Source organism: Rhizobium sp. F40D2 (assembly GCF_051810745.2).
Taxonomy (GTDB): domain Bacteria; phylum Pseudomonadota; class Alphaproteobacteria; order Rhizobiales; family Rhizobiaceae; genus Rhizobium.
In genome coordinates this window covers 147336-171109 of sequence record NZ_CM131436.1, presented here as the reverse complement: position 1 = coordinate 171109, position 23774 = coordinate 147336, and the positions used below count along the sequence as shown (strand labels likewise).

Sequence of the window (23774 nt, the reverse complement as noted above, 5' to 3'; positions counted from 1 at the left end):
AGGCCGGTTCGAGGCACCGGCCGCTCGCGGATGAAAATCCATGGTGAAGTTCTCGCGATCATGGTCACGGCCGTTGTGCATGCTGACTGGCGGCAATGCGGGCTCCCATCTACAGTCGAAGAGCATGCCTTGCGAAGGCTCACTCCATGACGAAGACCTATCCTGCCATTGACGAATTGAAGGCCCAGGCCAGGCGCTTGCGCCAGGCGATGAACGATCGCGGCACCGCGCTGACCCACAGTGCCGCCCTGGAAATGATTGCCTGCCAGCACGGCGCGCGTGACTGGAATACGCTGGCGGCGCTAGCGGCAAAACCCAATGCGGCTGCGAAGACGCCCCTCTTCGTGGGCGCGCATATTCGCGGCCGTTATCTCAATCAGCCGTTCACCGGCGAAGTCCTGGCGCTCTCGGCCTTGCCGGGCGGCGAACTCCACCGGATCACCATCCATTTCGACGAAGCGGTGGATGTCGTGACCTTCGAGAGCTTTTCAGCCTTTCGCCGGCGTGTGACCGCGCAAATCGATGCCGACGGCGTCTCGCCGAGGAAGACCTCGAACGGCGTGCCGCATCTGGTGCTCGATCTCTAAATCACTTTTGATTCCTTTTGAGGCCGCCTGTATCCGGATGTTTTCTACCCGGATCGGACCTCGCCATACCGCACGGATTTCTCCATGACCGATCTTTCAGAAGACAATGCCTTTCTCACCGGCTGGTTGCCGGGCGTCTTCATCAGGACGGCGGCGCCGATCGTCGCGATCACCACCGTCAACGGCCTCTTCACCGTCGTCGACGCCTATTTCCTCGGCGCCTATGTCGGCCCCGACGCGCTCTCCGCCGTCAGCCTGATTTTCCCGGGGCTGATGCTGCTGATCGCCCTGCAATCGCTCGTTTCGAACGGCATGGCGAGCATCCTCGCCCGTCGGCTTGGGGCCGGCGATCGCCAGGGCGCAAGCAGGCTATTTGCCGGCGCCCATATGTTGGCGCTGGCCGTCACCCTCATCCTCAACATCCTCTACTGGACCCTAGGCCGGCAGATCATCGACGCCGGCGCCGGCACGGCCGCCGTGGCCGATGGCGCCATGCTGTTCATGGGCGCGATGATCGCCTTTGCGCCGGTGAGCTTCTTCCTGTCGCTGCATCTCGACGGATTGCGCTGCGAGGGCAAGATCGGCTTCATGACGCTGGTGACGCTGTCGGCCTCGCTGCTCAACATCCTCGCCAACTGGCTGTTCATGGCAGTAATGCATTGGGGCGTGCTCGGTTCGGCCGCCGGCTCCATTGCCTCGCAATTCGTCTGTCTCGCCGCCGTGCTCGCCTATCGCTGGCGCCGGCCGGCGGCACTCAGGCCTTACCGAGGATTCGCCTTTTCCGAATGGCGCGGCATCGTCGCTTTCGGCGCGCCGATGAGCCTCGGCTTCATCGGCATATCGCTGGCATCCGCCGCCATTCTCGTCAATATCTCACTCTGGAGCACCCATAATCATGTCGCGACGGTCGCCGCTTACGGCATTATCACCCGGATCATGACTTTCACCTATCTGCCCCTGCTTGGTCTCAGCATCGCCCTACAGACGATTGCCGGCAACAATCACGGCGCCGGCCTTAGTCTTCGCGTCGGCCGCAGCCTGCAGATCGCCATGCTTTCGGCGCTCGTCTATTGCAGTCTGGTCGAGATCGCCGTCGAGCTGCTAGCCGGCCGCCTCGGCGCCGTCTTCGTCGCCAACCCCGCCATTGTCGCCGAGGTCAGGCGAATCCTGCCCTGGACGATCGCCGCCTATTTCCTCTTCGGGCAGATGCTGATCCTGTCGTCCTATTTCCAGTCGATCGGCGATGCCCCGCGCGCGGCGATCTTCGGCCTGTCGCGGCCCTATCTCTTCACCCTTCCGCTCACCTTCCTGCTGCCCTTCGCCTTCGGCGAGCAAGGAATCTGGATGGTACCGGTCTTTGCCGAGGCAGGCATGTTCATCCCTGCCTTTCTGGTGCTGTCGCAGAACGCCAGGCACCGCGGCTGGCGCTACGGGCTTCTGCCCGCCTGAGTCGCAAGAGCCGCGCTCGGGAGCGCGGCTCTTGCCCGATGCCGTCTATTCCTTGCCCGCCGAAGCGGCCGATGTCGCGGCTTCAGCCTCGTTCAGCGCCTCGGCGCATTCCTGGCAGCAAACCTCGACAGTCTTGCCGCCGAGCTTGACGGTGATGGTCTCCGCGCCGAGTTCGCAGTCACAGGCAGCGCATGTGGTCTTCTTCATTTGATGATCCTCCATTGATCGTCCCCGGATCGGGACAGGCTCATCAGATCATCGAAGACCGCATCGCCGCTGTCGAAATCTTTAGCGATCGATCGGGATCACTACTTGCGCCGCAACCGCGCCGAGCGCTGGAATTCGGCCGGCGTCTGCCCGAAGGACTGTTTGAAGGACGCGCTGAAATGGCTGTGGCTGGAAAAGCCGAGATCGAGGCCGAGCGCGGTCAGATCTTCATACTGGCCGAGCAGATCGAGTGCGCGGGCAAGCCTGAGCCGCAGCTGATAGCGGTAAAGCGGCGTCGCCTCGACCTGCTGGAAGACCTGGGTGAGATAAACAGGCGAGACGCCGACTTCGGAGGCGATTTCCGAAAGTGTCCAGCGCCGGGCGAGATCGGAGGAAAGCACCAGCTTTGCCCGGTCGACGAGTTTCTGCCGACCGACGCTGGCGCCCGCCGCATGCGATGTGCGCTCGCCGAGCGAGCGGCGCACCAGCGTCAGCGCCAATGTTTCCGCTTCCAGCGTCTCGGCGACGTTGCGGCGGAGACCATGACGCAGGAGCGCGACCAGTGCCTGCGCGCGCGGATCGATCCGCCGGCGCTGGCGACGGAATGAAAAGGCCGCACCCGGCCGCACCTGGTCCTTCGGCGCGAGCTCTTCGAGCATGGTCTCGTCGATCGCCAGATCGATGCAGGCGTCGCCTCCTTCGATCGGATGGCTGATCCGATAACCCTGGTCGGCATTGAACAACAGCATCTGATTGGCCTCGGCCACCGTATCATTGCGGCCGACATGCCGCATGAAGACGCCGCGATAGGGATAGACGAGGCTCGTCTTGTGAGCGCATTCCTCGTTGCCCTTATGGCGGCAGCCGCCATCGCAGACGATGTCACGAATGGCGACGGTCTTCGTTTGCAGGAGCAAGGCTGTTGAAAACTGCGACATCTTATATTCCCAGCCGGACAGGCCGCCGACGAGGCGACCCGCGGCACAGTATCACAACTGTTGCCTGTGTTCAGTAGCGACTATAGACGTGAACGTCGCTTTCCGTCTGCCCCCTGGAAAGGCCGATATCCTTCAACTGATCGTCGGAAAGTTCCATCAGCGCATTGCGGTTGCGCCGTTCGCCGATCTTGCGTGCCAGCCAGCGGACGGCCGTGACTGCCGCAGGCAACAGGCCGGGCCTGTGATGCGAAGAGCGGACGTTGCGGCCTGCAATGGTAATATTCGAGCTATTCATCATGATCCTCCATCCTTGTTGGATGGAGGCAGTGAACCATCAGCGGCGGCTCGGCGCTGTCAGATTATTTAGCGATCTGAGGCAGTCCTCACGCCTTGATCAGCCATTCGTGCTCGACGGCATTGTGGAATTTCCAGATCCGCTTCGGCCCGGCCATGACGTTGAGGTAGTAAAGATCGTAGCCGTGCGTCGCCGCGCAAGGATGGTAGCCCTTCGGCACCAGCGTCACGTCGCCGTTCTCGATCGCCATCGCTTCGTCGAGCGAGCGATCATCGGTGTAGACGCGCTGGAAACCGAAGCCCTGCGGCGGGTTGAGGCGATGGTAATAGGTCTCTTCCAGGAAGCTTTCGTTCGGCAGGTCATCCTGGTCGTGTTTGTGCGGCGGATAGGAGGAGGTGTGGCCGCCCGGCGTGATCACCTCGACGACGAGCAGCGAATGCGCCGAGCTGTCGTCCTCCGGCATGATATTGTTGACGTAGCGCACATTCGTACCCTTGCCACGCGTCACCTGCGGATGCGTGCCGGGCGGGATTTCTTTTGCCTGATAGGTGCCGCCGCCGGGCGCCGAGCAGACGGCGAGCTCCAGATCGGTCTCCGCAGTCACCGACCATGTCGATTCCATCGGAATGTAGAGCGCATGCGGCGCGCCCTCGAACGGGTTCATGCGGCCGCCGAGCGTGCCGAAATCCCTGGTTCCGGCCGATGCTTTGCCCTTGCCGGTAACCCAGACGAGGCAGACTTCCCGATCACCGGTCTCTCCCGAAACCGTCTCGCCCGGCTTTAGCCGGTGCAGATCGAAGCCGACATAGGTCCAGCCGGCATTCTCAGGGGTGACATGCGTGACGCGGCCATGCGTGCCCGATGGTTTCACCTTGAGGTTTGGCATTGGTGGTTCTCCTCGTACGTTGAAATTCCCCGTCCCAACCCTCCCCACAAGGGGGAGGGGCTTAATCTGCGGCGCTGTCTCACCCATGTTGCGGCGTTCCTTTTGCAAGGTGACGCTGTCTGGAGCAGACGATGCCTCAAATTAAATCCCTTTCCCTTGTGGGGGTGGGAAGGGGTTTTCTTTTCCGTTATCCCTTCGGGAAACCTTCGGTCTCCACCGTGTAACCGGCGGCCGTCATGACGCGCATCAATTCGGCATGGCCGATCTCGGCCATCTTCTGCGGCGGTGCCTTGCGCGGATCCTGCTCGGCCTCGACGACGAACCAGCCTTCATAGCCGTGGTCGGCGAGCCGCTGGACGATGGCGCCGAAATCGAGCGAGCCGTCGCCCGGGACGGTGAAGGCGCCGAGCGCCACTGCGTCGAGGAAGGATTGCCGGCTGCGGTCCAGCCCGTCGACGACGGACTTGCGGATGTCCTTGACGTGAACATGGTTGATGCGGGCGTGGTGGTTGTCGATGGCGCGCAGCACGTCGCCGCCGGCAAAGGCGAGATGGCCGGCATCGAGCAGCAGCGGAATGCCTTCGCCCGAAGAGCGCATGAAGGCGTCGAGTTCCGGCTCGGTTTCGACAACGGCGGCCATATGATGGTGATAGGAGAGCGGCATGCCCTGCTCGGCGCACCATTCGCCGAATTCCGTGACGCGGCGCGCATAGGCCTTCATCTCGTCGTCGGCAAGGCGCGGCTTAGTGGCGAGCGGCTTGGAGCGGTCGCCCTGGATGGAGCGGCCGACCTCGCCGTAGACGATGCAGGGCGCATTGACCGCCTTGAACAATTCGATCATCGGGGCGATGCGGTCCTTGTTGGCGGCAAGCTCCTCATTGACCAGCGTGCCGGAGAACCAGCCGCCGCAGAGCGTCACGTCGGCGGCGCGCAGAATGGGCAGCATTTCCTCGGGGGTGCTGGGGAAACGACGGCCCTGTTCCATCCCAGTGAAACCGGCGCTGCGCGATTGCCGCAGGCATTCCTCGAGGGACACGTCGTCGCTGAGTTCAGGAAGATCGTCGTTCCACCAGGCGATGGGCGACATGCCAAGTTTGGCCTTCATCTATAGTCTCCTTAAAAATAGTGCGGAGGTGTGGGTCGCTCCTCCGGAAAATGATGGCAGCCGAATCAGCCGATGCGCTGGGAAGCGCGCGCTTCGACATAGCCTTTACGCGCTTCGTTGACTTCTGCGCGCGGGCTGACTTCCGGCACTGCGACATCCCACCAGTGGCCGCCGGCCTCGGTGGTGATCAAGGGATCGGTGTCGATGAGGAATACCGAGGTGCGATCGTTCTTCTTCGAATCAATGATCGCCTGCTCCAGCTCCGCGATCGAGGCGACCTTGACGGCGATGGCGCCCATGCTTTCGGCATGGGCGCGGAAATCAATCTCCGGCATCACCGCGTGATAGGAGTCCTTGAGCAGATTGTTGAAGTTGGCGCCGCCGGTTCCCATCTGCAATCGGTTGATGCAGCCATAGCCGCGATTGTCGAGCACGACGATGTTGAGCTTGAGGCCGAGCATGACCGAGGTGGCGATCTCGGAATTCATCATCATGTAGGAACCGTCTCCGACCATGACGACGACATCGCGTTCAGGATGCGCCATCTTGGCGCCGAGCCCGCCGGCGATCTCGTAGCCCATGCAGGAAAAGCCATATTCCATGTGATAGCTGCCCGGCGCCGTCGCCGGCCAGAGCTTGTGCAACTCGCCGGGAAGACCGCCCGCAGCGCAAAGCAGCGTCGTATTCTCGCCGCCGATCGAGCGCGCCACCGCGCCGATCACCTGCGCATCGGAGGGCAGGGCGGCATTGGTCGTCGCCATGGCTTTCGCCGCAGCTTCCATCCAGACCTTCTTTTCGATAACCGCCTTCTCTGTCAGTGCCGCTGGCGTCTTCCAGCCGGAAAGCCCCGCCGAAAGCGCCTTCAGCCCTTCGCGGGCATCGGCGACCAGCGGATGGCTGTCGTGCTTCACCGCGTCGTAAGCGGCGATATTGAGACCGACCATCCTGAGGCTATCGTTCTTGAACAGCGCCCAGGAGCCGGTGGTAAAATCCTGGCAGCGGGTGCCGACGGCGATGACGAGATCCGTCTCTTCGGCGATCGCATTCGCCGCCGACGTGCCGGTAACGCCGACCGAGCCGAGCGCCAGCGGATGGGTTTCGTTGATCGACGATTTGCCGGCCTGGGTGACGACGACCGGAATGGCGTGGGCCTCCGCAAAGGCGACTAGCTCCTTCGTCGCCTGCGAATACAGCACGCCGCCGCCGGCAACGATCACCGGCTTCTGCGAGGCCTTGATCAGCGCGATGGCATTGGCCAGCTCGTCCGCATCCGGCTGCGGCCGGCGGGTCGTCCAGACTTTTTCATCGAACAGGCTTTCCGGATAATCATAGGCCTCAGCCTGGACGTCCTGGCAGAGTGACAAGGTCACCGGGCCGCAATCCAGCGGATCGGTCAGGACCTGCATGGCGCGCTTCAGCGCTGAAATGATTTGCTCGGGCCGGGTGATGCGGTCGAAATAGCGCGAAACCGGGCGAAAGGCGTCATTGGCCGAAACCGTGCCGTCGCCGAAATCCTCGATTTGCTGCAGCACCGGATCGGGCACGCGGTTGGCGAAGACGTCGCCCGGCAGGAAGAGAACGGGAATGCGGTTGACATGCGCGACGCCCGCGGCCGTCACCATGTTCAGCGCGCCGGGGCCGATCGAGGTCGTGCAGGCCATGAAGCGGCTGCGGAAATTCGCCTTGGCATAGGCGATGGCGGCATGCGCCATGCCCTGTTCGTTGTGGGCGCGATAGGTCGTCAATTCACCGCGCACCTGGTAGAGCGCCTCGCCCATGCCGGCGACGTTGCCATGGCCGAAGATCGCCCAGACGCCGCCGAAAATCGGCACCTTCTTGCCGTCGACAACAGTCATCTGCTTCTTGAGGAAATGCGCGACGGCCTGCGCCATCGTCAACCGTATCGTCTTGCCCATCGGGGCCTCCCGGACTTTTGACACTTTGTCTGTTTTCCCCTCCCCAACCCCTCCCCACAAGGGGAAGGGACTACCCTTTTCGGCTCTCTGCGTTCGCGCCGCAAGGTTTCATCCGCAGGATGCTTGCTTATGGCGGAGGCGGTGCCTCAAGTTAAGTCCTTCCCCCTTGTGGGGAGGGATTGGGGAGGGGTCTTCTTCCTATTTCCTACTGACGGCCGCGCGTCTTCAGCCACGCCTCTGTCAACTGTCGGAAGCGGCCGGCCATGTCGGCGATCGCTTCCTCATCGTTCATTGCGCCCGAAAGCCAGGCGCGCGCCGCATCGGCAAAGATGGTTCGGCCGACGGCAAAGCCCTTCACGGAAGGGGCAGCCAGCGTCGCCTCGAAGCAGGAGATCAGCTCGTCGGCGGGCGCCTCGAGCCCCAGGAGCACGATACCGCGGCACCATGGATCATTTTTGGCAATCACCGCATCGATCTTCTTCCAGGCTTCGCTCGATGCCTGCGGCTCGAGCTTCCACCAGTCCGGCTTAATGCCGAGCGCATAGAGTTCCTCCAGCGCGGTGGCGATCGTCTCATCCGTCAGCGGCCCGTTCTTGCCGGCGATGATCTCCACCAGCAGCTCGCGCCCAACCTTGCGGGCGGCCTCGAACAGGGTGCGCAGCTTCTCCTGCTGCTCGCTCTTCAATTCCGCCGGATCGTCGGGATGATAGAAGCACAGGCACTTGATGCAATGGCCGAGCGGCCATTCCACCAACTGCGAGCCGATATCCTGGCCGAATTCGAAACGCAGCGGCTTCGAGCCCGGCAGTTCCACCGGCCGGCCGATCCAGGAAAAATTCTTCGTCGCCGCGTCGAAGAAGGCGTCGCGGCCGAAACGTTCGTCGATCAGCATGCCGTAGCCGTCACGGCCATTCGAAACCCGTGCCGCTGCAGAGACTGCCAGCCGTTTGAAGGCGACGATCTTCTCATGGCCGACGCCGAGCTCGTCGGCGACGCTGACGAGCTGCGAACGGTGGTCGATCGCCAGCGCCATGAGCAGCGGGATTTCGCCGCGCCGGGTCGATGCCCAGTGAATATGGTTGATCGCCTCGTCCTTGCGCAGCGCCCGATGCTGGCTGCCGGTCTTCAGGAAGTAGTCGAGCTCCGCCCAGGTCGGATATTCCGGCGAGCAGAGCAGCCGGGAGACGGCGAAGGCGCCGCAGGCATTGGCCCAGGTGGCGCAGGTCTTCAGCGGCTCGTCGCGCAGGAAGCCGCGCAAGAAGCCGGACATGAAGGCATCGCCGGCGCCGAGCACGTTGAACACCTCGATCGGAAAACCCTCGCCGACGATGCCGGCTTCGAGGTCGTCGGCGATCGGCCCGTCATAGACGATGCAGCCCATGGCGCCGCGCTTGAGCACGATCGTCGCCGGCGACAGGCGGCGAATCTCCTTCAGTGCGCCGAGCACGTCGTCGGCGCCGGAAGCGATCAGAATTTCCTCTTCGGTGCCGACGATGAGATCGCAATCCGGCAGCGTCTCCTTCATCTTCGAGGAAACACGGTCGGATTTCACGTAGCGCTCGAAACCTTCGGCATGGCCGGCAAGGCCCCAGAGGTTCGGCCGGTAGTCGATGTCGAAGATCACCTTGCGGCCGTTCGCCTTGGCGATGCGGATCGCCTTGCGCTGGGCGGCCTCGGTATTCGGCCTGGAGAAATGCGTGCCGGAAACCAGGACGGCGCGCGACGAGCGGATGAAATTCTCGTCGATATCGCCTTCGTCGAGCGCCATGTCGGCGCAGTCGGAGCGATAAAAGATCATCGGCGACACGCCTTCGGCCTCGACCGCAAGCAGCACCAACGCCGTCAGCCGCTCCTTGTCGGTGACGATGCCATCTGTTGCCACGCCCTCTCGCGCTGACTGCTCGCGGATGAAGCGCCCCATCTGCTCGTCGCCGACGCGGGTGATGAGGCCGGATTTGAGGCCGAGCCGCGCCGTGCCGATGGCGATATTGGCCGGGCAGCCGCCGACGGATTTGGCGAAGGAGTCGATATCCTCCAGCCGCGAACCGATCTGCTGGCCGTAAAGATCGACCGAGGAACGGCCGATCGTGATTACATCAAGCGCCGGCTCCGGCCGTGAACCCGGATTCGATTGTACCATGATGTCCTCCCGCTAGATTTTGCCCGGCTTCCAGTGCCTGCGAATTTGTGAATAATGAAACATTGGTTCCGATATTTTGTCAATTCGGAATGTTTATTCCATTTTCGCTTTCCCAGCTTTTGAATGCTGGCGCTTGCGCCGCCGTTCGGCGATGGCGACCGGCAACGCCATGGTCAACGCCATCGAGGCCGAGAGCGAGCGGAAGCCGGCGAAATCGGCCTCGGCCACCTCGAACCAGTGCGTGGCGCAGGCGGCAAGCGGCGAGAAGGCCGAATCGGTAATGGCGACGACGGGGACGCCGCGGTCTGCGAGTTCCTGGCTCCGGTTGAGGCTGTCGGCAGCATAGGGCGAGAAGCTCGCGGCGATCGCCGCATCCTTCGGTGTCGCGAACTGCACCATTTCAGGATCGACGCCGTTCGGCGAGGCGACGATCTGGTGGCGGATGTTGAGCTTGGAAAAAGCGTAGGTCATATGCGCCGTCAGCGGATAGGAGCGCCGTTTGGCAATCAGATAGATCGTCTCGGCGGCGGCAAGGATATCCACCGCTTTCGTGAATGTGTCGCTCTGCACTGTCGCCGCCAGCCGGTTGACCGATTGGCTGGCCGCGGCAATGAAGCCGGACAGCAGATTGGCGTCCTCGTCGTCGCCGCTTGCCTGTTCCAGCGTGACGAGCCGCTCTTCATAGCTCAGCGTCCGGTCGCGCAATCTTTCGCGGAAGATGCTCTGCAGGTCGGAAAAGCCCCCGTAACCCAGATGATGCGCCAGGCGCACCAGCGTCGAGGGCTGGACGTCGGAGGCGGCCGCGATGCTCGCCGTCGTGCCGAAGGCGATCTCGTCGGGATTGCCGAGCGCGAAAGCGGCGACCTGCGCCAGCCGCTTCGGCATGCTCGCCTTGCGCTCGATGATGGTGCTGCGCAGGCTTTCGAAATCGCGTGGCACACGCGCCTGCCTCTGGGGGTCGTTATCCATGCTTGCGGCTCACGAGATGAAACAAATATTCCATATCGCCGAGCATAGACGATTTCAAACGACACGCCTAATTGTTTTTAATCGCCTGTAATTCAAGGCTTTTAGACGATTCTCCCAAAATATGGTGCCGATGACCGTGGATGGGTCTCTTGTCAAAATGATCCAAATATTCCAAAAATCCGCGCGCAACTCTGGAGGAGACGGAAATGAAGCCACTCGGCATCGGTTTGATCGGCACCGGCTATATGGGCAAGTGCCACGCGCTGGCATGGAATGCGGTGAAGACGGTGTTCGGCGATGTCGAGCGTCCGCGTCTCGTGCATCTGGCCGAAGCCAATGCCGGGCTCGCTGAGGCGCGGGCCGGTGAATTTGGCTTCGAGAAGGCGACGGCCGACTGGCGGGCGCTGATCGCCGACCCCGAGGTCGATATCGTTTCGGTCACCACACCCAATCAGTTCCACGCCGAGATGGCCATTGCAGCGCTTGAAGCCGGCAAACACGTCTGGTGTGAAAAGCCGATGGCGCCGGCCTATGCCGATGCCGAGCGCATGCTGGAAACGGCGAAGCGTTCCGGCAAGGTTGCCGCCCTTGGCTATAATTACATTCAGAATCCCGTCATGCGGCACATCAAGACGCTTGTCGGCGAGGGCGCCATCGGCACGGTCAATCATATCCGCGTCGAGATGGATGAGGATTTCATGGCCGATCCCGATGTCTTCTTCTATTGGAAGAGCGAGCTTTCCGCCGGCTACGGCGCGCTCGACGATTTCGCCGTGCACCCGCTGTCGCTGCTCTGGTATCTCTTTGGCCATGTCGAGGCCGTCATTACCGACATGGTGAAACCCTATGCCGACCGCCCGCTGCGCGAGGGTGGCCGCCGTGCCGTCGAAAATCACGATGCCGCCAACGTGCTGATGCGGCTTGGCGGCGGCATCTCCGCCGTGTTGATGGCCAACCGCGCCGCCTGGGGCCGCAAGGGCCGCATCGCCCTGCAGATTTATGGTTCGAAAGGCTCGATCGTCTATGACCAGGAGCGCATGAACGAATTCGAGCTCTATCAGGCCGAGGGTCGCGGCTCCGAACAGGGTTTCCGCAAGATACTGGCGGCGCCCGCCCATCGGCCTTATGATCGCTTTATCCCGGCGCCCGGCCACGGTCTCGGCTTCAACGATCTGAAGATCATCGAATGCCGCGAGCTGATCCGGGCAATATCGGGCGAGCCGTCGTCGATCGTGACATTTAAAGACGGTCTCAGGATAGAGAAGTCGGTGCATGCCATGGCACAGTCCTTCCACGAGCGTCGCTGGATCGAGATCGGCTGAAGGTAAGAAGCCGCTTTCCGTTGACGGCGCATGGGGCAGGGGATAGGCCTTGGCATGGGTGTCGGGCCTCGTTTCAGGAGTGAGATCGTGACGGATAGACTGGTTATCATCGGCGCGGGGCAGGCCGGCTTCGCAATGGCGGCCAAGCTACGTGCCTTGAAGGACACGCGCCCGATCGCCCTTATTGGCGCCGAAGACGTCGCGCCCTATCAGCGCCCGCCACTTTCGAAGAAATATCTGCTCGGCGAAATGAGTTTCGACCGCCTGCTGTTCCGCGACGAGCACTGGTATGGCGATAATGACGTCGACCTTCGCCTTTCCACATGGGCCGAGCAGATCAAGCCGGACAGCAAGCAGGTTCTGCTGCAGGATGGCTCCGTTCTCGACTACGGCACGCTGGCCCTCGCCACCGGCTCGACGCCGCGCCGGCTGCCGGCCGCAATCGGCGGCGATCTTGAAGGTGTCTATGTCGCCCGCGACAAGCGCGATGCCGATCTGCTCGCCGAGGAGATGCGTCCCGGCCGGCGCGTGCTCATCATCGGCGGCGGTTATATCGGCCTGGAGGCGGCAGCCGTGGCCCGCCATCTCGGCCTTGAGGTCACCGTCATCGAAATGGCCGACCGCATCCTGCAGCGCGTCGCAGCGAAGGAGACGGCCGACATCATGCGCGGGATCCATGAGTCCCACGACGTGGTGATCCGCGAGAAGACCGGGCTCAAGCATCTGGTCGGCAAGGACGGACGCGTCACTGGCGCCGCACTGTCCGACGGATCGATTATCGACATCGACTTTGCCGTCGTCGGCATTGGCGTCGTGCCGAATGACCAGCTCGCCAAGGAAGCCGGCCTCGAAGTCGCCAACGGCATCGTCGTCGACGAATTCGCCCGCACCTCCGATCCGGCGATCTTTGCCGCCGGCGATTGCGCGGCCCTTCCTTGGCAGGGTGGCCGCATCAGGCTCGAATCGGTGCAGAACGCCGTCGATCAGGCCGAAGCGGCGGCAGCCGTCATCGCCGGCGGCAGCGAGCCCTATCATCCGAAGCCATGGTTCTGGTCCGACCAGTATGATGTCAAGCTGCAGATCGCCGGCTTCAATCTCGGTTATGACGAAACGCTGCAGCGCCCCGGCGCCCGCGAAGGCGCCCATTCTATCTGGTATTTCAAAGAAGGTTTGCTGATTGCCGTCGATGCCATCAACGACGCCAAAGCCTATGTGACCGGCAAAAAGCTGCTGGAATCCGGGACCAACCCCGACAGATCGATTCTCGCCGACCCCTCGGCCGATCTCAAGCGCCTGCTCGGCTGAGCCGGGAGCCGATTCCGCAAGGAATCGCCCCGGCGGGGACGCCGTGTTGGTATCTCCAATCCTATCGGACGCTGGACGGCAAAGCTCAGCTTTACCGTCGAAGAACGAAGCGCGATCAAATTTTCCCGATCACGCCTGGAAATGCGGTCTGTTTACGCAACCGTCCGAAATGCCAGCCACTGCATTTCTTCTGGTGAAACCTGAAAAAACCCTTGCATTCACAGACCGGTCACCATAGTTAGGCCGCACCGGAGAGGTGGCCGAGTGGTCGAAGGCGCTCCCCTGCTAAGGGAGTATACGTCAAAAGCGTATCGTGGGTTCGAATCCCATCTTCTCCGCCACTTTGATTTTTCCCAGCTCAGTTCAATCCTCATCGTGCGCCAGACAACCACCTGTGCTTAGGCGGTTATGTCTGCTGGTCGCTGGACGGTCATGCTTCGTGGCCGCGCAATGAGAAATCGCGCCGCCTTGAGTGGGAGAATCACCGGCAGGGAATCACCGCCCGCTCCCATGCCGCCGGCAGGCAGCGTAACCGGATCTGTGCATGTCCGGTTACGCTTGTTGCAGTGGCGATATCCCTTCAGCATCCGGATTTTGTCAAAAAAGCGTCGCACATGTGCCGCGCAGCCCATGTGTCGCTCACTGTTGAGCCGACCTAAGGCGCCGCAAAATCAGGGTTTTCTTAACAAAGCATAAAGGAAATCGAGGCCGGCTGCCCGACTTGTGTCCTTTGAGCAACAGAAAGGCGGGAAGGCTCCCTCAAACCCCCATCCGAGTAAGTTGGTGATTGCGTGACGGCTTCCGTCTTGTATTTTCAACATCGGAAGCGAGGGCGACTGATCGTCCACTTCTTGAAACACGGGAATGGGGCAGGGAACGCTGCTCAGCGAAAGATCCCAAACCCGATCGAAACTTTGAATTGGAGGTCATTTATGAACATCAAGAGCCTTCTTCTCGGCTCCGCTGCTGCTCTCGCAGTAGTTTCCGGTGCTCAGGCTGCTGACGCTATCGTTGCTGCCGAGCCGGAACCGGTTGAATATGTTCGCGTCTGCGACGCTTACGGCACCGGCTACTTCTACATCCCGGGCACCGAAACCTGCCTCAAGATCGAAGGCTACATCCGTTTCCAGGTTAACATCGGCGAAGATGTCGGCGGCGATTCTGATTGGGATGCGGTTACCCGCGGTCAGGTTCAGTTCACGGCCAAGAGCGACACCGAGTATGGTCCGCTGACCGGCGTGATCGTCATGCAGTTCAATGCTGACAACGCCACCGATCAGGAAGCCAAGCTCGACTCCGCTTACCTCGACGTCGCCGGCTTCCGCGCTGGTCTGTTCTACAGCTGGTGGGACGACGGCCTCTCCGGCGAAACCGACGATATCGGTTCTCCGGTCACGCTGCATAACTCCATCCGTTATCAGTACGAGAGCGGCACCTTCTACGCTGGCATCAGCCTTGACGAGCTGGAAGACAGCCCGTTCTATGATGGCGAAGAAGCCAACAACTGGGGCGTTGCCGTCGGTCTCGGTGGTACTGCCGGTGCATTCAGCTACCAGATCACTGCTGGTTATGACACCGACAACGAAGAAGGCGCCGTCCGCGCAATGGGTACGGTTGAAATCGGCCCCGGCACGCTCGGCCTCGCCGCTGTGTACTCCACCAACCCGAACGCCTACTACAACGCTGCTGAATGGGCCGTCGCTGCTGAATACGCCATCAAGGCGACTGACAAGCTGAAGATCACCCCGGCTGTTCAGTACTACGGCGACTACGGTGTTGACGGCAGCGACTTCGCTGACGGCGATGCCTGGAAGGTTGGTCTGACGGTTGATTACCAGATCGTCGACAACTTCTACGCCAAGGCTTCGGTTCAGTACCTCGATCCGGAAGATGAAGACGACTCCACGACGGGCTACTTCCGTCTGCAGCGTTCGTTCTAATCTGATCTGATTTCGGTAAATCAGGAAAGCCCGGCTCTCGAGCCGGGCTTTTTGTCTTTTGATAAATGGCAGGGATCGCTGCCGGGTGTCCGGCGTCAATCAGACTATCCGCAGGTGGCGAGAAAAGCTCGAATAGCTGCGGGAATGCTGCTGAGATGCAGGAGGGGGGCATGCCCTTGCCCTTCGGCAGCATGCCAGATCAAGTTCGGATGCCGGCGGGCCATTTCATCGGCCGTTTCCTTTGAGAGTAGAGACGTATTCTCGCCACGTATCAGCATGAGGGGAAATCGACACAGGCTTTCGAATTGCCCCCAGAGATCGGGTGGCGGTTGGCTGAGATCGACCGATTTCAGTGCCTCCGCGATCGCCGGATCGAAATCTGCGACCGGTCCTCCGCCGGTGTCACGATAGATGGCACGTGCCATCTCGCGCCAGTCCTCTCTTCCAAGCGCGGTGAACGACGCGCCATGATTTTCGTTCAATATATCGGCCGCGTCGTTCCAGTTCGCTGGCCTTCTGCGGGCGTTGAGATAATCTCGGATCCGCGCCAGCCCCTCGGGCTCGATCACGGGCCCGATATCGTTAAGGATGATGGCTTCGAGAAGATCCGGCCGTGTCGCTGCAATCAGATGCAGGATCAGCCCGCCTCGGGACGTGCCGATGAAGATCGCCCGCTCGACGCCGAGGGCCGCGCAGGCGGTAACGACGTCGCTGGCCTCCACAGCGAGATTGTAGTTCGCCTTGTTCTCATCCCATGCCGAGTTTCCCCGCCCGCGCGAATCGAGCGCGATCACCCTGCGTGCGGCTGTCGTGTCCCGGGAGAGAAGTAGCGCAAGCGGATGAAAATCACGCGTATTGCGGGTTAGGCCGGGCAGGCAGACGACCGGCAGTCGTCCCTCGCTTGCCGCCTCGCCGGGTCGATAGTCGCGGGCATAAAGCGTCAGCCCGTCGAAAGAGGTGTAAAATCGTTCCTGGAAACCGCCTGCATCCGTATCCGGCATCGCATCCCTCGAGAATTGTTGATCCCGAAGATGTAGCCTGCTTTTCGAGCCGCGCCAAACAGCGTCAGGAGGCGCTGCGGCCGCCGATGAGGTCGCGCTCTATATCGGTCGACTGGCCGAGGCGGGCCTTGTAGACCTCGTAATTCTCCATCACCCGCTGGACGTAGTTCCGCGTTTCGGGGAAGGGGATGCGCTCGATCCAGTCGACGATCTCGTCGATTGGTTTGCCGCGCGGATCGCCGTAGCGGCCTATCCATTCCGGTACGCGCTTCGGCCCGGCATTATAGGCGATGAAGGTGAGGATATAGGAGCCCCCGAAGGCATCGATCTGCTCGCCGAGATAATGCGCGCCGAGTGTGGCGTTATAACCGGCATCGGCCGTCAGCTTGTCTTTCGAATAGGCGATGTTGTGGCGCTTGGCCACCGCCTGGGCGGTTCCCGGCAGAAGCTGCAGCAGGCCGCGTGCGTTCGCCGCCGAAACCGCGGCGGGATTGAAGGCGCTTTCCTGCCGGGCAATGGCATAGGCGAGTGCCTTGCCGGAGCCTGAAATATTCGCATTCGCCGGGATGACGCCGACCGGAAAGGCGAGCGCTGCGACATCGATGCCGCGACCATAGGCGATCTTGCCGATCTGCAGCGACAGATGATGATCGCCGGATTGCTCGGCCTGTGCCGCAAGCACGGCCAGTTCACCGGGGCTCTGCAGTTGGTCGGCGAGAGCGAGATAGAGAATGTCGGCCCGCCATCCATGGCCCGCCGCTTCCAGTCGGGCGATTGCCTGTACGGCTTCGCGTGCCTGGAAGTTTTGCCGGTCGGCCGTGCTCGGCGAGGGATAGGTAACGTTCAGCGTCTTTCGCCCCAGCCGTTCTGCTGCGAGCTGGCCATAGAAGGTGCCGGGAAACGTTGCAGCCTTCGCATAGAATTCACTGGATTTGCCAGGACCGCCGGCCTCCGCCGCGCGTCCCAGCCAATACCAGGCGCGTGAAACCGAAATCGGCCCGTTCGATATCTGGAGGATCTTGCGGAAGTGCTTTTCCGCCGTTGCCGGATCCTGCAGGCCGCGAAGCGCGTACCATCCGGCATGGAATTCAGCCTCGACAATATCCGTTGGGCTCGTTGCGGCGTAGTTTGAAACGATGCGATAGGCAGGCTTGAACTGTCCCTGGTCGACGAGGCCACGGCTGACGATGCGCTGTTCGTTCCACCACTCGCCGGAATTGACGAGCTCGCTGCGCTCGGGCGGCATCTGTTCCAGCAGTGCCGCCGCCTCGGCATATTTGTCCTGCTTGCGCAGATATTCGATCCGCGCGAACAGCAGGCCGGCATCGCTGCGCCATCTCGCATCGACGGCGTTAAGCAGCGCGCCGGCATTGCCGGCTTTGGCATCGACGGCGGACCATGCCTTGTAGAGCGACTGCGCCTGGCCCATGTCGCCGAAGCGCTTGGCCTGCGCCACCCGGCCGCGATACATCAGATAGTCCATCCGTGCCTTATGGTCGGCCGGCGTCAACAACGCGGAAAATTCGATGAGGATTTTGTCCTCGGTCGCCTTGTCGAGAGCCTCTCCACGCCAGACCTTGCGGATATATTTCGCCGCCTGCGCCTGCTTTCCTATTGCAACCAGCGCCCGGCCGAGGATAACGGCGCCTTGCATCGTCTCAGGCGCGGTATCGCCGAAGGCGCCAAGCACGGCTGATGGGGCGGGGTTTTCGTCATAGAGCGCGCGCTCGGAATAGGCGCGCAGCCGCGAAAGGCCCGGCCAGCTCTTGAGTTCCTGCGCAGCACTGGCGATTTCATAGGAGGGAACGCCCTTCAATCCGGAAACGGCGATCGCCCAGGTGAGGATATGGCGATCGAGTGTACCGTCTCGCATATTGTCCCGGATCGACAGCGCCAGGCGCGGGTCTTTGTCGGAAAGTGCGTCGAGGCCGGCTTTCAGGTCGCTGTTGACGGGCGCAACGGCCGGATTGCGCGGAATGGCCCCTGTTGTGATCGATTCCGGCATGGCTGTCTCGGGAATGAAGCCGAGTGGCTTCACGGCGGGCATGGCCGTGCTTTCGCCGGGCAGCGGCGACGCTACGCTGCTCCACGCGGCGGCAATAATGCCGAAGGCGGACAGAATCAGGACAGCTTTCTTCATCCGGGATCTCGCAACGAAAACACGCCCTGCCATTTGGCTAGAGGCATCTTAACGAAACCTTACCGTACCAGGTAAAATTCATTCACATCTGCTATCGGAATTTGCCCTAAACCGAACTCTCCGCGCTTGTCGCGATGATTTCGGCGCTCTATGGTGCGCAAAATATTCATGGAATGCGGCCGAAGCAAGGATTTGGCCGTGAGGAGCTTTGCATGTTCAATGGGTCCATTCCCGCCCTCGTCACCCCCTTCACCGATGCCGGACTGATCGACGAAGACAGCTTCGCCGCGCATGTCGACTGGCAGATCAAGGAGGGCAGCAGCGGTCTCGTTCCTGTCGGCACGACGGGCGAATCCCCGACGCTGTCGCATGCCGAGCACAAACGGGTCGTGGAATTATGCATCGAGGTTGCCGCAAAGCGCGTTCCCGTCATGGCCGGCGCCGGCTCGAACAATACAGGTGAGGCGATCGAACTCGCTCAGCACGCCGAAAAGGTCGGTGCGGATGCCGTTCTGGTCGTCACGCCTTATTACAACAAGCCGACGCAAAAGGGTTTGATCGCGCATTTTTCGGCGATTGCCAGGGCCGTCGATCTGCCGATCTATATCTACAATATCCCCGGCCGCTCGGTGGTCGACATGACGCCGGAAACGATGGGTGCGCTTGCCAAGGCGCATGGCAACATCGTCGGCGTCAAGGATGCGACGGGCAAAATCGAGCGCGTCTCCGAACAGCGCATCACCTGCGGCAAGGATTTCCGGCAACTGTCCGGCGAGGACGCGACGGCGCTCGGCTTCAACGCCCATGGCGGCGTCGGCTGTATCTCGGTCACGGCCAATGTCGCCCCGCGCCTCTGCGCCGATTTCCAGGCGGCGACGCTGAAAGGCGACTATGCCGGTGCGCTGGAATATCAGGATCGGCTGATGCCGCTGCACAAGGCGATCTTCCTGGAACCCGGTCTTTGCGGCGCTAAATACGGCCTGTCGCGGCTTGGGCGGATGAGCCGCAACGTCCGCTCGCCGCTGCTGTCGACGCTGGAGCCGGCAACGGAAGCGGCAATCGACGCCGCCCTGCGCCATGCCGGACTGCTGAACTGAGAAGGCCGGCCGTCTTCACAAGGCCGGGTCGTTCCCCTACATAAAGGGCAAGCAATGAGGGCGCGGCTTTTCCCGCGCCTCGAAGGGAATATTGTCATGGCCCCCAAAGGCAGCCAGCGCGTGGTGAACAAGGTCGTGGCCGAAAACCGCAAGGCCCGCTTCAACTACGAGATCATCGATACCTACGAGGCAGGCCTCGTGCTGATGGGCACGGAGGTCAAGTCGCTGCGTGAGGGAAAGGCCAATATCGCCGAATCCTATGCGTCGGATGAGGGCGGCGAGATCTGGCTGATCAACTCCTATCTGCCGGAATATCTGCAGGCGAACCGCTTCAATCACGAGCCGCGCCGGCGCCGCAAGCTCCTGCTCTCGGGGCGTGAAATCCACCGCCTTCGCTCTGCCGTCAACCGCGAGGGCATGACGCTGATCCCGTTGAAGATCTATTTCAACGACCGCGGTCGGGCGAAGATGGAGCTGGCGCTCGCCAAGGGTAAGAAATTGCACGACAAGCGCGAGTCCGAGAAGGAACGCGATTGGAACCGGCAGAAGAGCCGCCTGCTGAAGGATAATGGCTGATCTCGCCGCTTGGGATTGCCGTTTCGCGCGGCAATCATCCCGGATCAGTCCTCGAAATCGCTGGCCGGGGCGGCGACGACTTCGACCTGGCGTGGCGCCCGCTCCGCGGGATCGCGACCGATTTCAGCCTTCAAAGACAAGAGATCGATGAAATGATCGGCCTGGCGGCGCAGGTCGTCAGCAATCATCGGCGGCTGCGTCGCCATCGTCGAGATCACCGAGACCTTGCGGCCTCTGCGCTGTAGCGCCTCGACCAGATTGGTGAAGTCGCCGTCGCCCGAGAATATGACCAGATGATCGACCGTTTCGGACTGTTCCATGGCGTCGATCGCAAGCTCGATGTCCATGTTGCCCTTGATCTTTCGGCGGCCCATTGAATCCGTAAATTCCTTGGCGGGCTTGGTGACGACTTTATAGCCGTTATAGTCGAGCCAATCGATTAGCGGCCGGATCGAGGAATATTCCTGATCCTCGATCAGAGCGGTATAATAGTAGGCCCGTAGGAGATAGCCGCGTTTCTGAAATGCTTTCAAGAGCTTGCGGTAATCGATGTCGAAGCCGAGGCTCTTGGATGCAGCGTAGAGGTTGGCGCCGTCAATGAAGAGTGCAATTTTTTCGCGTGGGTCAAACATCGCTTACCAATCCAATGAGAGCAATCGAAATCCTCGGGACAAAAATCCAATAAAATCAATGATTTGTGTTTTGGTTTTTGCTCTGATCCATACTTTAACAATTATTCATATATGAAAGACTTAGGGCACGATTCGGCATATTCCAAGCAACCCCAGGTGGAATTGTGACATTCTCCATGGAAATTTAGATCGGCTCCTTATAAATTAGATCGGCTCCTTATAAAGACGAGGGGAGCCGGAATGAAAAACTTGTATTTGCCCGGTTTTAATTGTATCGGGCGTGCTAATCCCGAAATGACGACCGTAAAGGACAGGCAATGGCCCGTGTCACAGTTGAAGATTGCATCGACAAGGTGGAGAACCGCTTCGAGCTGGTTCTGCTCGCCAGCCACCGCGCCCGGCTGATTTCCCAGGGCGCCTCGATCACCATCGATCGCGACAATGACAAGAACCCGGTCGTCGCCCTGCGCGAAATCGCCGACGAGACGCTTTCGCCCGACGATCTCAAGGAAGATCTGATCCATTCGCTGCAGAAGCATGTCGAAGTCGACGAGCCAGAGCCCGATCCGGCCAGCTTGATCGCCGCAGGCGGTGTCGCCGCAGCCGACAGCGAAGAGCAGGACGACCTGCCGGAAACGATCACTTTCGACCAGATGTCGGAAGAAGAGCTGCTTGCCGGCATCGAAGGCCTGGTGCCGCCGGAAAAGAGCGACGACTACTAAGCGCGCGGGCTGATCCCCGGTCGTATGTGATCCCGGTCGCATGCGAACTGGAAAAGTTTCATGCGATGCGAAAGAGCGATGATTACCAATCGTCAATCTTGCGCCTTTATTGCTTAGGCATATTATTGCCCATGTGTGCGCCAATCGTTGATTGGCGCGCTTTTATTTTTACCGGAGTGGCTTTGGAATGATGCGGCAGTACGAGCTCGTGGAGCGGGTTCAGCAATACAAGCCCGATGCCAATGAAGCACTGCTGAACAAAGCCTATGTCTACGCCATGCAGAAGCATGGCCAGCAAAAGCGCGCCAGCGGCGATCCCTATATCTCCCATCCGCTCGAAGTCGCCGCCATCCTCACCGACATGCATCTCGATGAATCGACGATCGCCGTCGCGCTGCTCCACGATACGATCGAGGATACGACGGCGACGCGTGCCGAGATCGACGAACTCTTCGGCGAGGATATCGGCCGCCTGGTCGAGGGTCTGACCAAGATCAAGAAGCTCGATCTCGTCACCAAGAAGGCCAAGCAGGCGGAAAACCTGCGCAAGCTGCTGCTCGCCATTTCCGACGATGTGCGCGTGCTGCTCGTCAAGCTTGCCGATCGCCTGCACAATATGCGTACCCTGGATCATATGTCGGCCGACAAGCGTGCCCGCATCTCCGAGGAGACGATGGAAATCTATGCGCCGCTCGCCGGCCGCATGGGCATGCAGGATATGCGCGAGGAGCTGGAAGAGCTCTCCTTCCGCCATATGAACCCCGAGGCCTACGAGACCGTCACCAAAAGGCTGGAGGAGCTTTCCAAGCGCAATGAGGGCATCGTCAAGAAGATCGAGGCCGAACTGCGCGACCTGCTGGTCGCCAGCGGCCTGACGAGCGCCTATGTCAAGGGCCGGCAGAAGAAGCCCTATTCGGTCTTCCGCAAGATGCAGTCGAAGTCGCTTTCCTTCGAGCAGCTTTCCGATGTCTACGGTTTTCGGCTCATCGTCGAAGATATCCCGTCCTGTTACCGGGCGCTCGGCATCGTCCACACCCGCTGGCGCGTTGTGCCCGGCCGTTTCAAGGATTATATCTCGACGCCGAAGCAGAACGATTACCGTTCCCTGCACACCACCATCGTCGGTCCGTCCAGCCAGCGCATCGAATTGCAGATCCGCACCAAACGCATGCACGAAATCGCCGAATTCGGCATCGCAGCCCACACGCTCTATAAGGACGGCGCCACCAATGCCGACGGCGACATCCTGTCGCGTGAATCCAACGCCTATTCCTGGCTGCGCCATACGATCGAGGCGCTGGCCGAGGGCGACAGCCCGGAAGAATTCCTCGAACACACCAAGCTCGAACTCTTCCAGGACCAGGTCTTCTGCTTCACGCCGAAGGGCAAGCTGATTGCTCTGCCGCGTGGCGCCACGCCGATCGATTTCGCCTATGCGGTGCACACCAATATCGGCGATACCACGGTGGGCGCTAAGATCAATGGCCGCATCATGCCGCTGGTGACGCGGCTTGCCAACGGTGACGAGGTCGAGATCATCCGATCCGGCGTGCAGGTCCCACCCGCCGCCTGGGAGGAGATCGTCGTCACCGGTAAGGCGCGCGCCGCCATCCGCCGCGCCACCCGCATGGCGATCCGCAAACAATATGCCGGCCTCGGCCACCGCATTCTCGAGCGCACCTTCGACAGGGCCGGCAAGATCTTCTCACGCGAGGCGATGAAGCCGGCGCTGCATCGTCTCGGCCAGAAGGATGTCGAGGATGCGATCGCCGCCGTCGGCCGCGGCGAGATGTCCTCGCTCGATGTGCTGCGCGCCGTCTATCCCGACCATCAGGATGAGCGCGTCACGGTGAAACCCTCAGGCGACGACGGCTGGTTCAACGTCCGCAGTGCGGCTGGTATGATCTTCAAGATCCCTGGCAAGACAAAGCCTGGGCTCGACGGCGGCCATTCGGACATCGACACCGACGCCGATATCGGGCCGATCCGCGGCCTGTCCGGCAATGTCGACGTCAAGTTTGCGTCGACAGGCGCCGTCCCCGGCGATCGCATCGTCGGCATCATGGACCAAGGCAAGGGCATCACCATCTATCCGATCCAGTCGCCGAGCCTGCAGCGATTCGACGATCAGCCCGACCGTTGGATCGACGTCCGCTGGGATCTCGACGAAGCCAACAAGTCGCGTTTCATGGCGCGCATCATGGTGAACGGGTTGAATGAGCCCGGCACGCTTGCCAAGGTCGCCCAGACGGTCGCCAGCCTCGACGTCAATATCCGTTTGCTGAATACGGTGCGGGTCGCGGCGGATTTCACCGAAATGATGCTCGAGGTCGAGGTCTGGGACCTGCGTCAGCTCAATCAGCTGCTCGCCCAGATGAAGGAACTGGATTGTATCGCCACGGTCCGGCGGCTCTACGAGTGAGCTTTTGCCAAGCCTCAGAAATTTGAGCCCAGAGTTGCACATTTTATGATCGTTTTATGGTGAAGTGGTACGCTAGAAAGGCAAGCAATGCATTGAGCGCATGGCTGTCTCCATGTTGCGGCTGT

Annotated in this window: 20 protein-coding genes and 1 tRNA gene; 10 read left to right on the top strand and 11 right to left on the bottom strand. The window is 61.2% G+C overall.

The window, feature by feature from the left end:
- The first annotated feature begins 146 nt into the window (after positions 1 to 146).
- Complete coding sequence (locus tag ACS4RS_RS00855) at positions 147 to 587, top strand: glyoxalase superfamily protein (RefSeq protein ID WP_439009119.1); 441 nt, start codon at positions 147 to 149, stop codon at positions 585 to 587.
- A gap of 84 nt (positions 588 to 671) precedes the next feature.
- On the top strand, positions 672 to 2036 hold the full coding sequence (locus ACS4RS_RS00850) for an MATE family efflux transporter (protein ID WP_449313834.1): 1365 nt from the start codon (positions 672 to 674) through the stop codon (positions 2034 to 2036).
- Between the two features lie 45 nt (positions 2037 to 2081).
- Here ACS4RS_RS00850 and ACS4RS_RS00845 read toward each other — a convergent pair whose 3' ends face one another.
- The 8 genes from ACS4RS_RS00845 to ACS4RS_RS00810 all read right to left on the bottom strand — a co-directional run bounded on the left by ACS4RS_RS00845 (position 2082) and on the right by ACS4RS_RS00810 (position 10492).
- Positions 2082 to 2243, bottom strand: a complete 162-nt coding sequence (locus ACS4RS_RS00845; RefSeq protein WP_003587616.1) for a hypothetical protein — start codon at positions 2241 to 2243, stop codon at positions 2082 to 2084.
- 101 nt (positions 2244 to 2344) lie between these two features.
- Positions 2345 to 3181, bottom strand: coding sequence for a helix-turn-helix domain-containing protein (locus tag ACS4RS_RS00840; RefSeq protein WP_439009121.1), 837 nt, complete (start codon positions 3179 to 3181; stop codon positions 2345 to 2347).
- 70 nt (positions 3182 to 3251) lie between these two features.
- A complete protein-coding gene (locus tag ACS4RS_RS00835) occupies positions 3252 to 3476 on the bottom strand; it encodes a DUF1127 domain-containing protein (RefSeq protein WP_439009122.1) in 225 nt (74 codons plus the stop codon).
- A gap of 88 nt (positions 3477 to 3564) precedes the next feature.
- Positions 3565 to 4362: a 5-deoxy-glucuronate isomerase gene (gene iolB, locus ACS4RS_RS00830; RefSeq protein ID WP_439009123.1), complete on the bottom strand. Its 798-nt coding sequence runs from the start codon at positions 4360 to 4362 to the stop codon at positions 3565 to 3567.
- A 187-nt stretch (positions 4363 to 4549) separates the two neighbouring features.
- Positions 4550 to 5467, bottom strand: coding sequence for a myo-inosose-2 dehydratase (gene iolE / locus ACS4RS_RS00825; protein WP_439009124.1), 918 nt, complete (start codon positions 5465 to 5467; stop codon positions 4550 to 4552).
- Between the two features lie 65 nt (positions 5468 to 5532).
- The gene (iolD, locus tag ACS4RS_RS00820) at positions 5533 to 7383 is read right to left on the bottom strand and encodes a 3D-(3,5/4)-trihydroxycyclohexane-1,2-dione acylhydrolase (decyclizing) (RefSeq protein WP_439009125.1); all 1851 of its coding nucleotides are present in this window, start codon (positions 7381 to 7383) and stop codon (positions 5533 to 5535) included.
- A gap of 205 nt (positions 7384 to 7588) precedes the next feature.
- Entirely contained in the window at positions 7589 to 9523 is a 1935-nt protein-coding gene (locus ACS4RS_RS00815; protein WP_449313833.1) for a bifunctional 5-dehydro-2-deoxygluconokinase/5-dehydro-2-deoxyphosphogluconate aldolase, read from the bottom strand.
- 93 nt (positions 9524 to 9616) lie between these two features.
- Positions 9617 to 10492: an SIS domain-containing protein gene (locus ACS4RS_RS00810; RefSeq protein WP_439009127.1), complete on the bottom strand. Its 876-nt coding sequence runs from the start codon at positions 10490 to 10492 to the stop codon at positions 9617 to 9619.
- Positions 10493 to 10698: 206 nt separating this feature from the next.
- On the opposite strand from ACS4RS_RS00810, the gene ACS4RS_RS00805 reads away from it, so the two are divergent.
- The 4 genes from ACS4RS_RS00805 to ACS4RS_RS00790 all read left to right on the top strand — a co-directional run bounded on the left by ACS4RS_RS00805 (position 10699) and on the right by ACS4RS_RS00790 (position 15059).
- Entirely contained in the window at positions 10699 to 11814 is a 1116-nt protein-coding gene (locus ACS4RS_RS00805; RefSeq protein WP_439009128.1) for a Gfo/Idh/MocA family oxidoreductase, read from the top strand.
- 87 nt (positions 11815 to 11901) lie between these two features.
- The gene (locus tag ACS4RS_RS00800; RefSeq protein WP_439009129.1) at positions 11902 to 13119 is read left to right on the top strand and encodes an FAD-dependent oxidoreductase; all 1218 of its coding nucleotides are present in this window, start codon (positions 11902 to 11904) and stop codon (positions 13117 to 13119) included.
- Between the two features lie 250 nt (positions 13120 to 13369).
- A tRNA-Ser gene (locus tag ACS4RS_RS00795) sits at positions 13370 to 13460 on the top strand.
- A gap of 591 nt (positions 13461 to 14051) precedes the next feature.
- Positions 14052 to 15059, top strand: coding sequence for a porin (locus tag ACS4RS_RS00790; protein ID WP_439009130.1), 1008 nt, complete (start codon positions 14052 to 14054; stop codon positions 15057 to 15059).
- A 104-nt stretch (positions 15060 to 15163) separates the two neighbouring features.
- On the opposite strand, the gene ACS4RS_RS00785 is transcribed toward ACS4RS_RS00790, so the two are convergent.
- Together ACS4RS_RS00785 and ACS4RS_RS00780 are read right to left on the bottom strand one after the other, a co-directional pair.
- Positions 15164 to 16060: an alpha/beta fold hydrolase gene (locus ACS4RS_RS00785; RefSeq protein ID WP_439009131.1), complete on the bottom strand. Its 897-nt coding sequence runs from the start codon at positions 16058 to 16060 to the stop codon at positions 15164 to 15166.
- A 64-nt stretch (positions 16061 to 16124) separates the two neighbouring features.
- Positions 16125 to 18200, bottom strand: coding sequence for a transglycosylase SLT domain-containing protein (locus tag ACS4RS_RS00780; protein ID WP_439009132.1), 2076 nt, complete (start codon positions 18198 to 18200; stop codon positions 16125 to 16127).
- 212 nt (positions 18201 to 18412) lie between these two features.
- On the opposite strand from ACS4RS_RS00780, the gene dapA reads away from it, so the two are divergent.
- Together dapA and smpB are read left to right on the top strand one after the other, a co-directional pair.
- Positions 18413 to 19297 carry a 4-hydroxy-tetrahydrodipicolinate synthase gene (gene dapA / locus ACS4RS_RS00775; RefSeq protein ID WP_439009133.1) on the top strand — a complete coding sequence of 295 codons (885 nt, stop codon included), beginning with the start codon at positions 18413 to 18415 and terminating at the stop codon, positions 19295 to 19297.
- A gap of 96 nt (positions 19298 to 19393) precedes the next feature.
- Positions 19394 to 19873: an SsrA-binding protein SmpB gene (gene smpB, locus ACS4RS_RS00770; RefSeq protein ID WP_012557117.1), complete on the top strand. Its 480-nt coding sequence runs from the start codon at positions 19394 to 19396 to the stop codon at positions 19871 to 19873.
- Positions 19874 to 19917: 44 nt separating this feature from the next.
- On the opposite strand, the gene ACS4RS_RS00765 is transcribed toward smpB, so the two are convergent.
- A complete protein-coding gene (locus ACS4RS_RS00765; protein ID WP_439009134.1) occupies positions 19918 to 20505 on the bottom strand; it encodes an NYN domain-containing protein in 588 nt (195 codons plus the stop codon).
- 317 nt (positions 20506 to 20822) lie between these two features.
- Here ACS4RS_RS00765 and rpoZ point away from each other — a divergent pair, with 317 nt between their 5' ends.
- Both rpoZ and ACS4RS_RS00755 read left to right on the top strand, forming a co-directional pair.
- Positions 20823 to 21227, top strand: a complete 405-nt coding sequence (gene rpoZ / locus ACS4RS_RS00760) for a DNA-directed RNA polymerase subunit omega (RefSeq protein ID WP_439009135.1) — start codon at positions 20823 to 20825, stop codon at positions 21225 to 21227.
- A 187-nt stretch (positions 21228 to 21414) separates the two neighbouring features.
- A complete protein-coding gene (locus ACS4RS_RS00755) occupies positions 21415 to 23649 on the top strand; it encodes a RelA/SpoT family protein (protein WP_439009136.1) in 2235 nt (744 codons plus the stop codon).
- Positions 23650 to 23774 lie beyond the last annotated feature (125 nt).

Bases quoted from the DNA above. Each gene is read 5' to 3' on its own strand.
- ACS4RS_RS00855 (WP_439009119.1), top strand. From the start codon at position 147: ATGACGAAGACCTATCCTGCCATTGACGAATTGAAGGCCCAGGCCAGG.
- ACS4RS_RS00850 (WP_449313834.1), top strand. From the start codon at position 672: ATGACCGATCTTTCAGAAGACAATGCCTTTCTCACCGGCTGGTTGCCG.
- ACS4RS_RS00845 (WP_003587616.1), bottom strand. From the start codon at position 2,243: ATGAAGAAGACCACATGCGCTGCCTGTGACTGCGAACTCGGCGCGGAG.
- ACS4RS_RS00840 (WP_439009121.1), bottom strand. From the start codon at position 3,181: ATGTCGCAGTTTTCAACAGCCTTGCTCCTGCAAACGAAGACCGTCGCC.
- ACS4RS_RS00835 (WP_439009122.1), bottom strand. From the start codon at position 3,476: ATGAATAGCTCGAATATTACCATTGCAGGCCGCAACGTCCGCTCTTCG.
- iolB (WP_439009123.1), bottom strand. From the start codon at position 4,362: ATGCCAAACCTCAAGGTGAAACCATCGGGCACGCATGGCCGCGTCACG.
- iolE (WP_439009124.1), bottom strand. From the start codon at position 5,467: ATGAAGGCCAAACTTGGCATGTCGCCCATCGCCTGGTGGAACGACGAT.
- iolD (WP_439009125.1), bottom strand. From the start codon at position 7,383: ATGGGCAAGACGATACGGTTGACGATGGCGCAGGCCGTCGCGCATTTC.
- ACS4RS_RS00815 (WP_449313833.1), bottom strand. From the start codon at position 9,523: ATGGTACAATCGAATCCGGGTTCACGGCCGGAGCCGGCGCTTGATGTA.
- ACS4RS_RS00810 (WP_439009127.1), bottom strand. From the start codon at position 10,492: ATGGATAACGACCCCCAGAGGCAGGCGCGTGTGCCACGCGATTTCGAA.
- ACS4RS_RS00805 (WP_439009128.1), top strand. From the start codon at position 10,699: ATGAAGCCACTCGGCATCGGTTTGATCGGCACCGGCTATATGGGCAAG.
- ACS4RS_RS00790 (WP_439009130.1), top strand. From the start codon at position 14,052: ATGAACATCAAGAGCCTTCTTCTCGGCTCCGCTGCTGCTCTCGCAGTA.
- ACS4RS_RS00785 (WP_439009131.1), bottom strand. From the start codon at position 16,060: ATGCCGGATACGGATGCAGGCGGTTTCCAGGAACGATTTTACACCTCT.
- ACS4RS_RS00780 (WP_439009132.1), bottom strand. From the start codon at position 18,200: ATGAAGAAAGCTGTCCTGATTCTGTCCGCCTTCGGCATTATTGCCGCC.
- dapA (WP_439009133.1), top strand. From the start codon at position 18,413: ATGTTCAATGGGTCCATTCCCGCCCTCGTCACCCCCTTCACCGATGCC.
- smpB (WP_012557117.1), top strand. From the start codon at position 19,394: ATGGCCCCCAAAGGCAGCCAGCGCGTGGTGAACAAGGTCGTGGCCGAA.
- ACS4RS_RS00765 (WP_439009134.1), bottom strand. From the start codon at position 20,505: ATGTTTGACCCACGCGAAAAAATTGCACTCTTCATTGACGGCGCCAAC.
- rpoZ (WP_439009135.1), top strand. From the start codon at position 20,823: ATGGCCCGTGTCACAGTTGAAGATTGCATCGACAAGGTGGAGAACCGC.
- ACS4RS_RS00755 (WP_439009136.1), top strand. From the start codon at position 21,415: ATGATGCGGCAGTACGAGCTCGTGGAGCGGGTTCAGCAATACAAGCCC.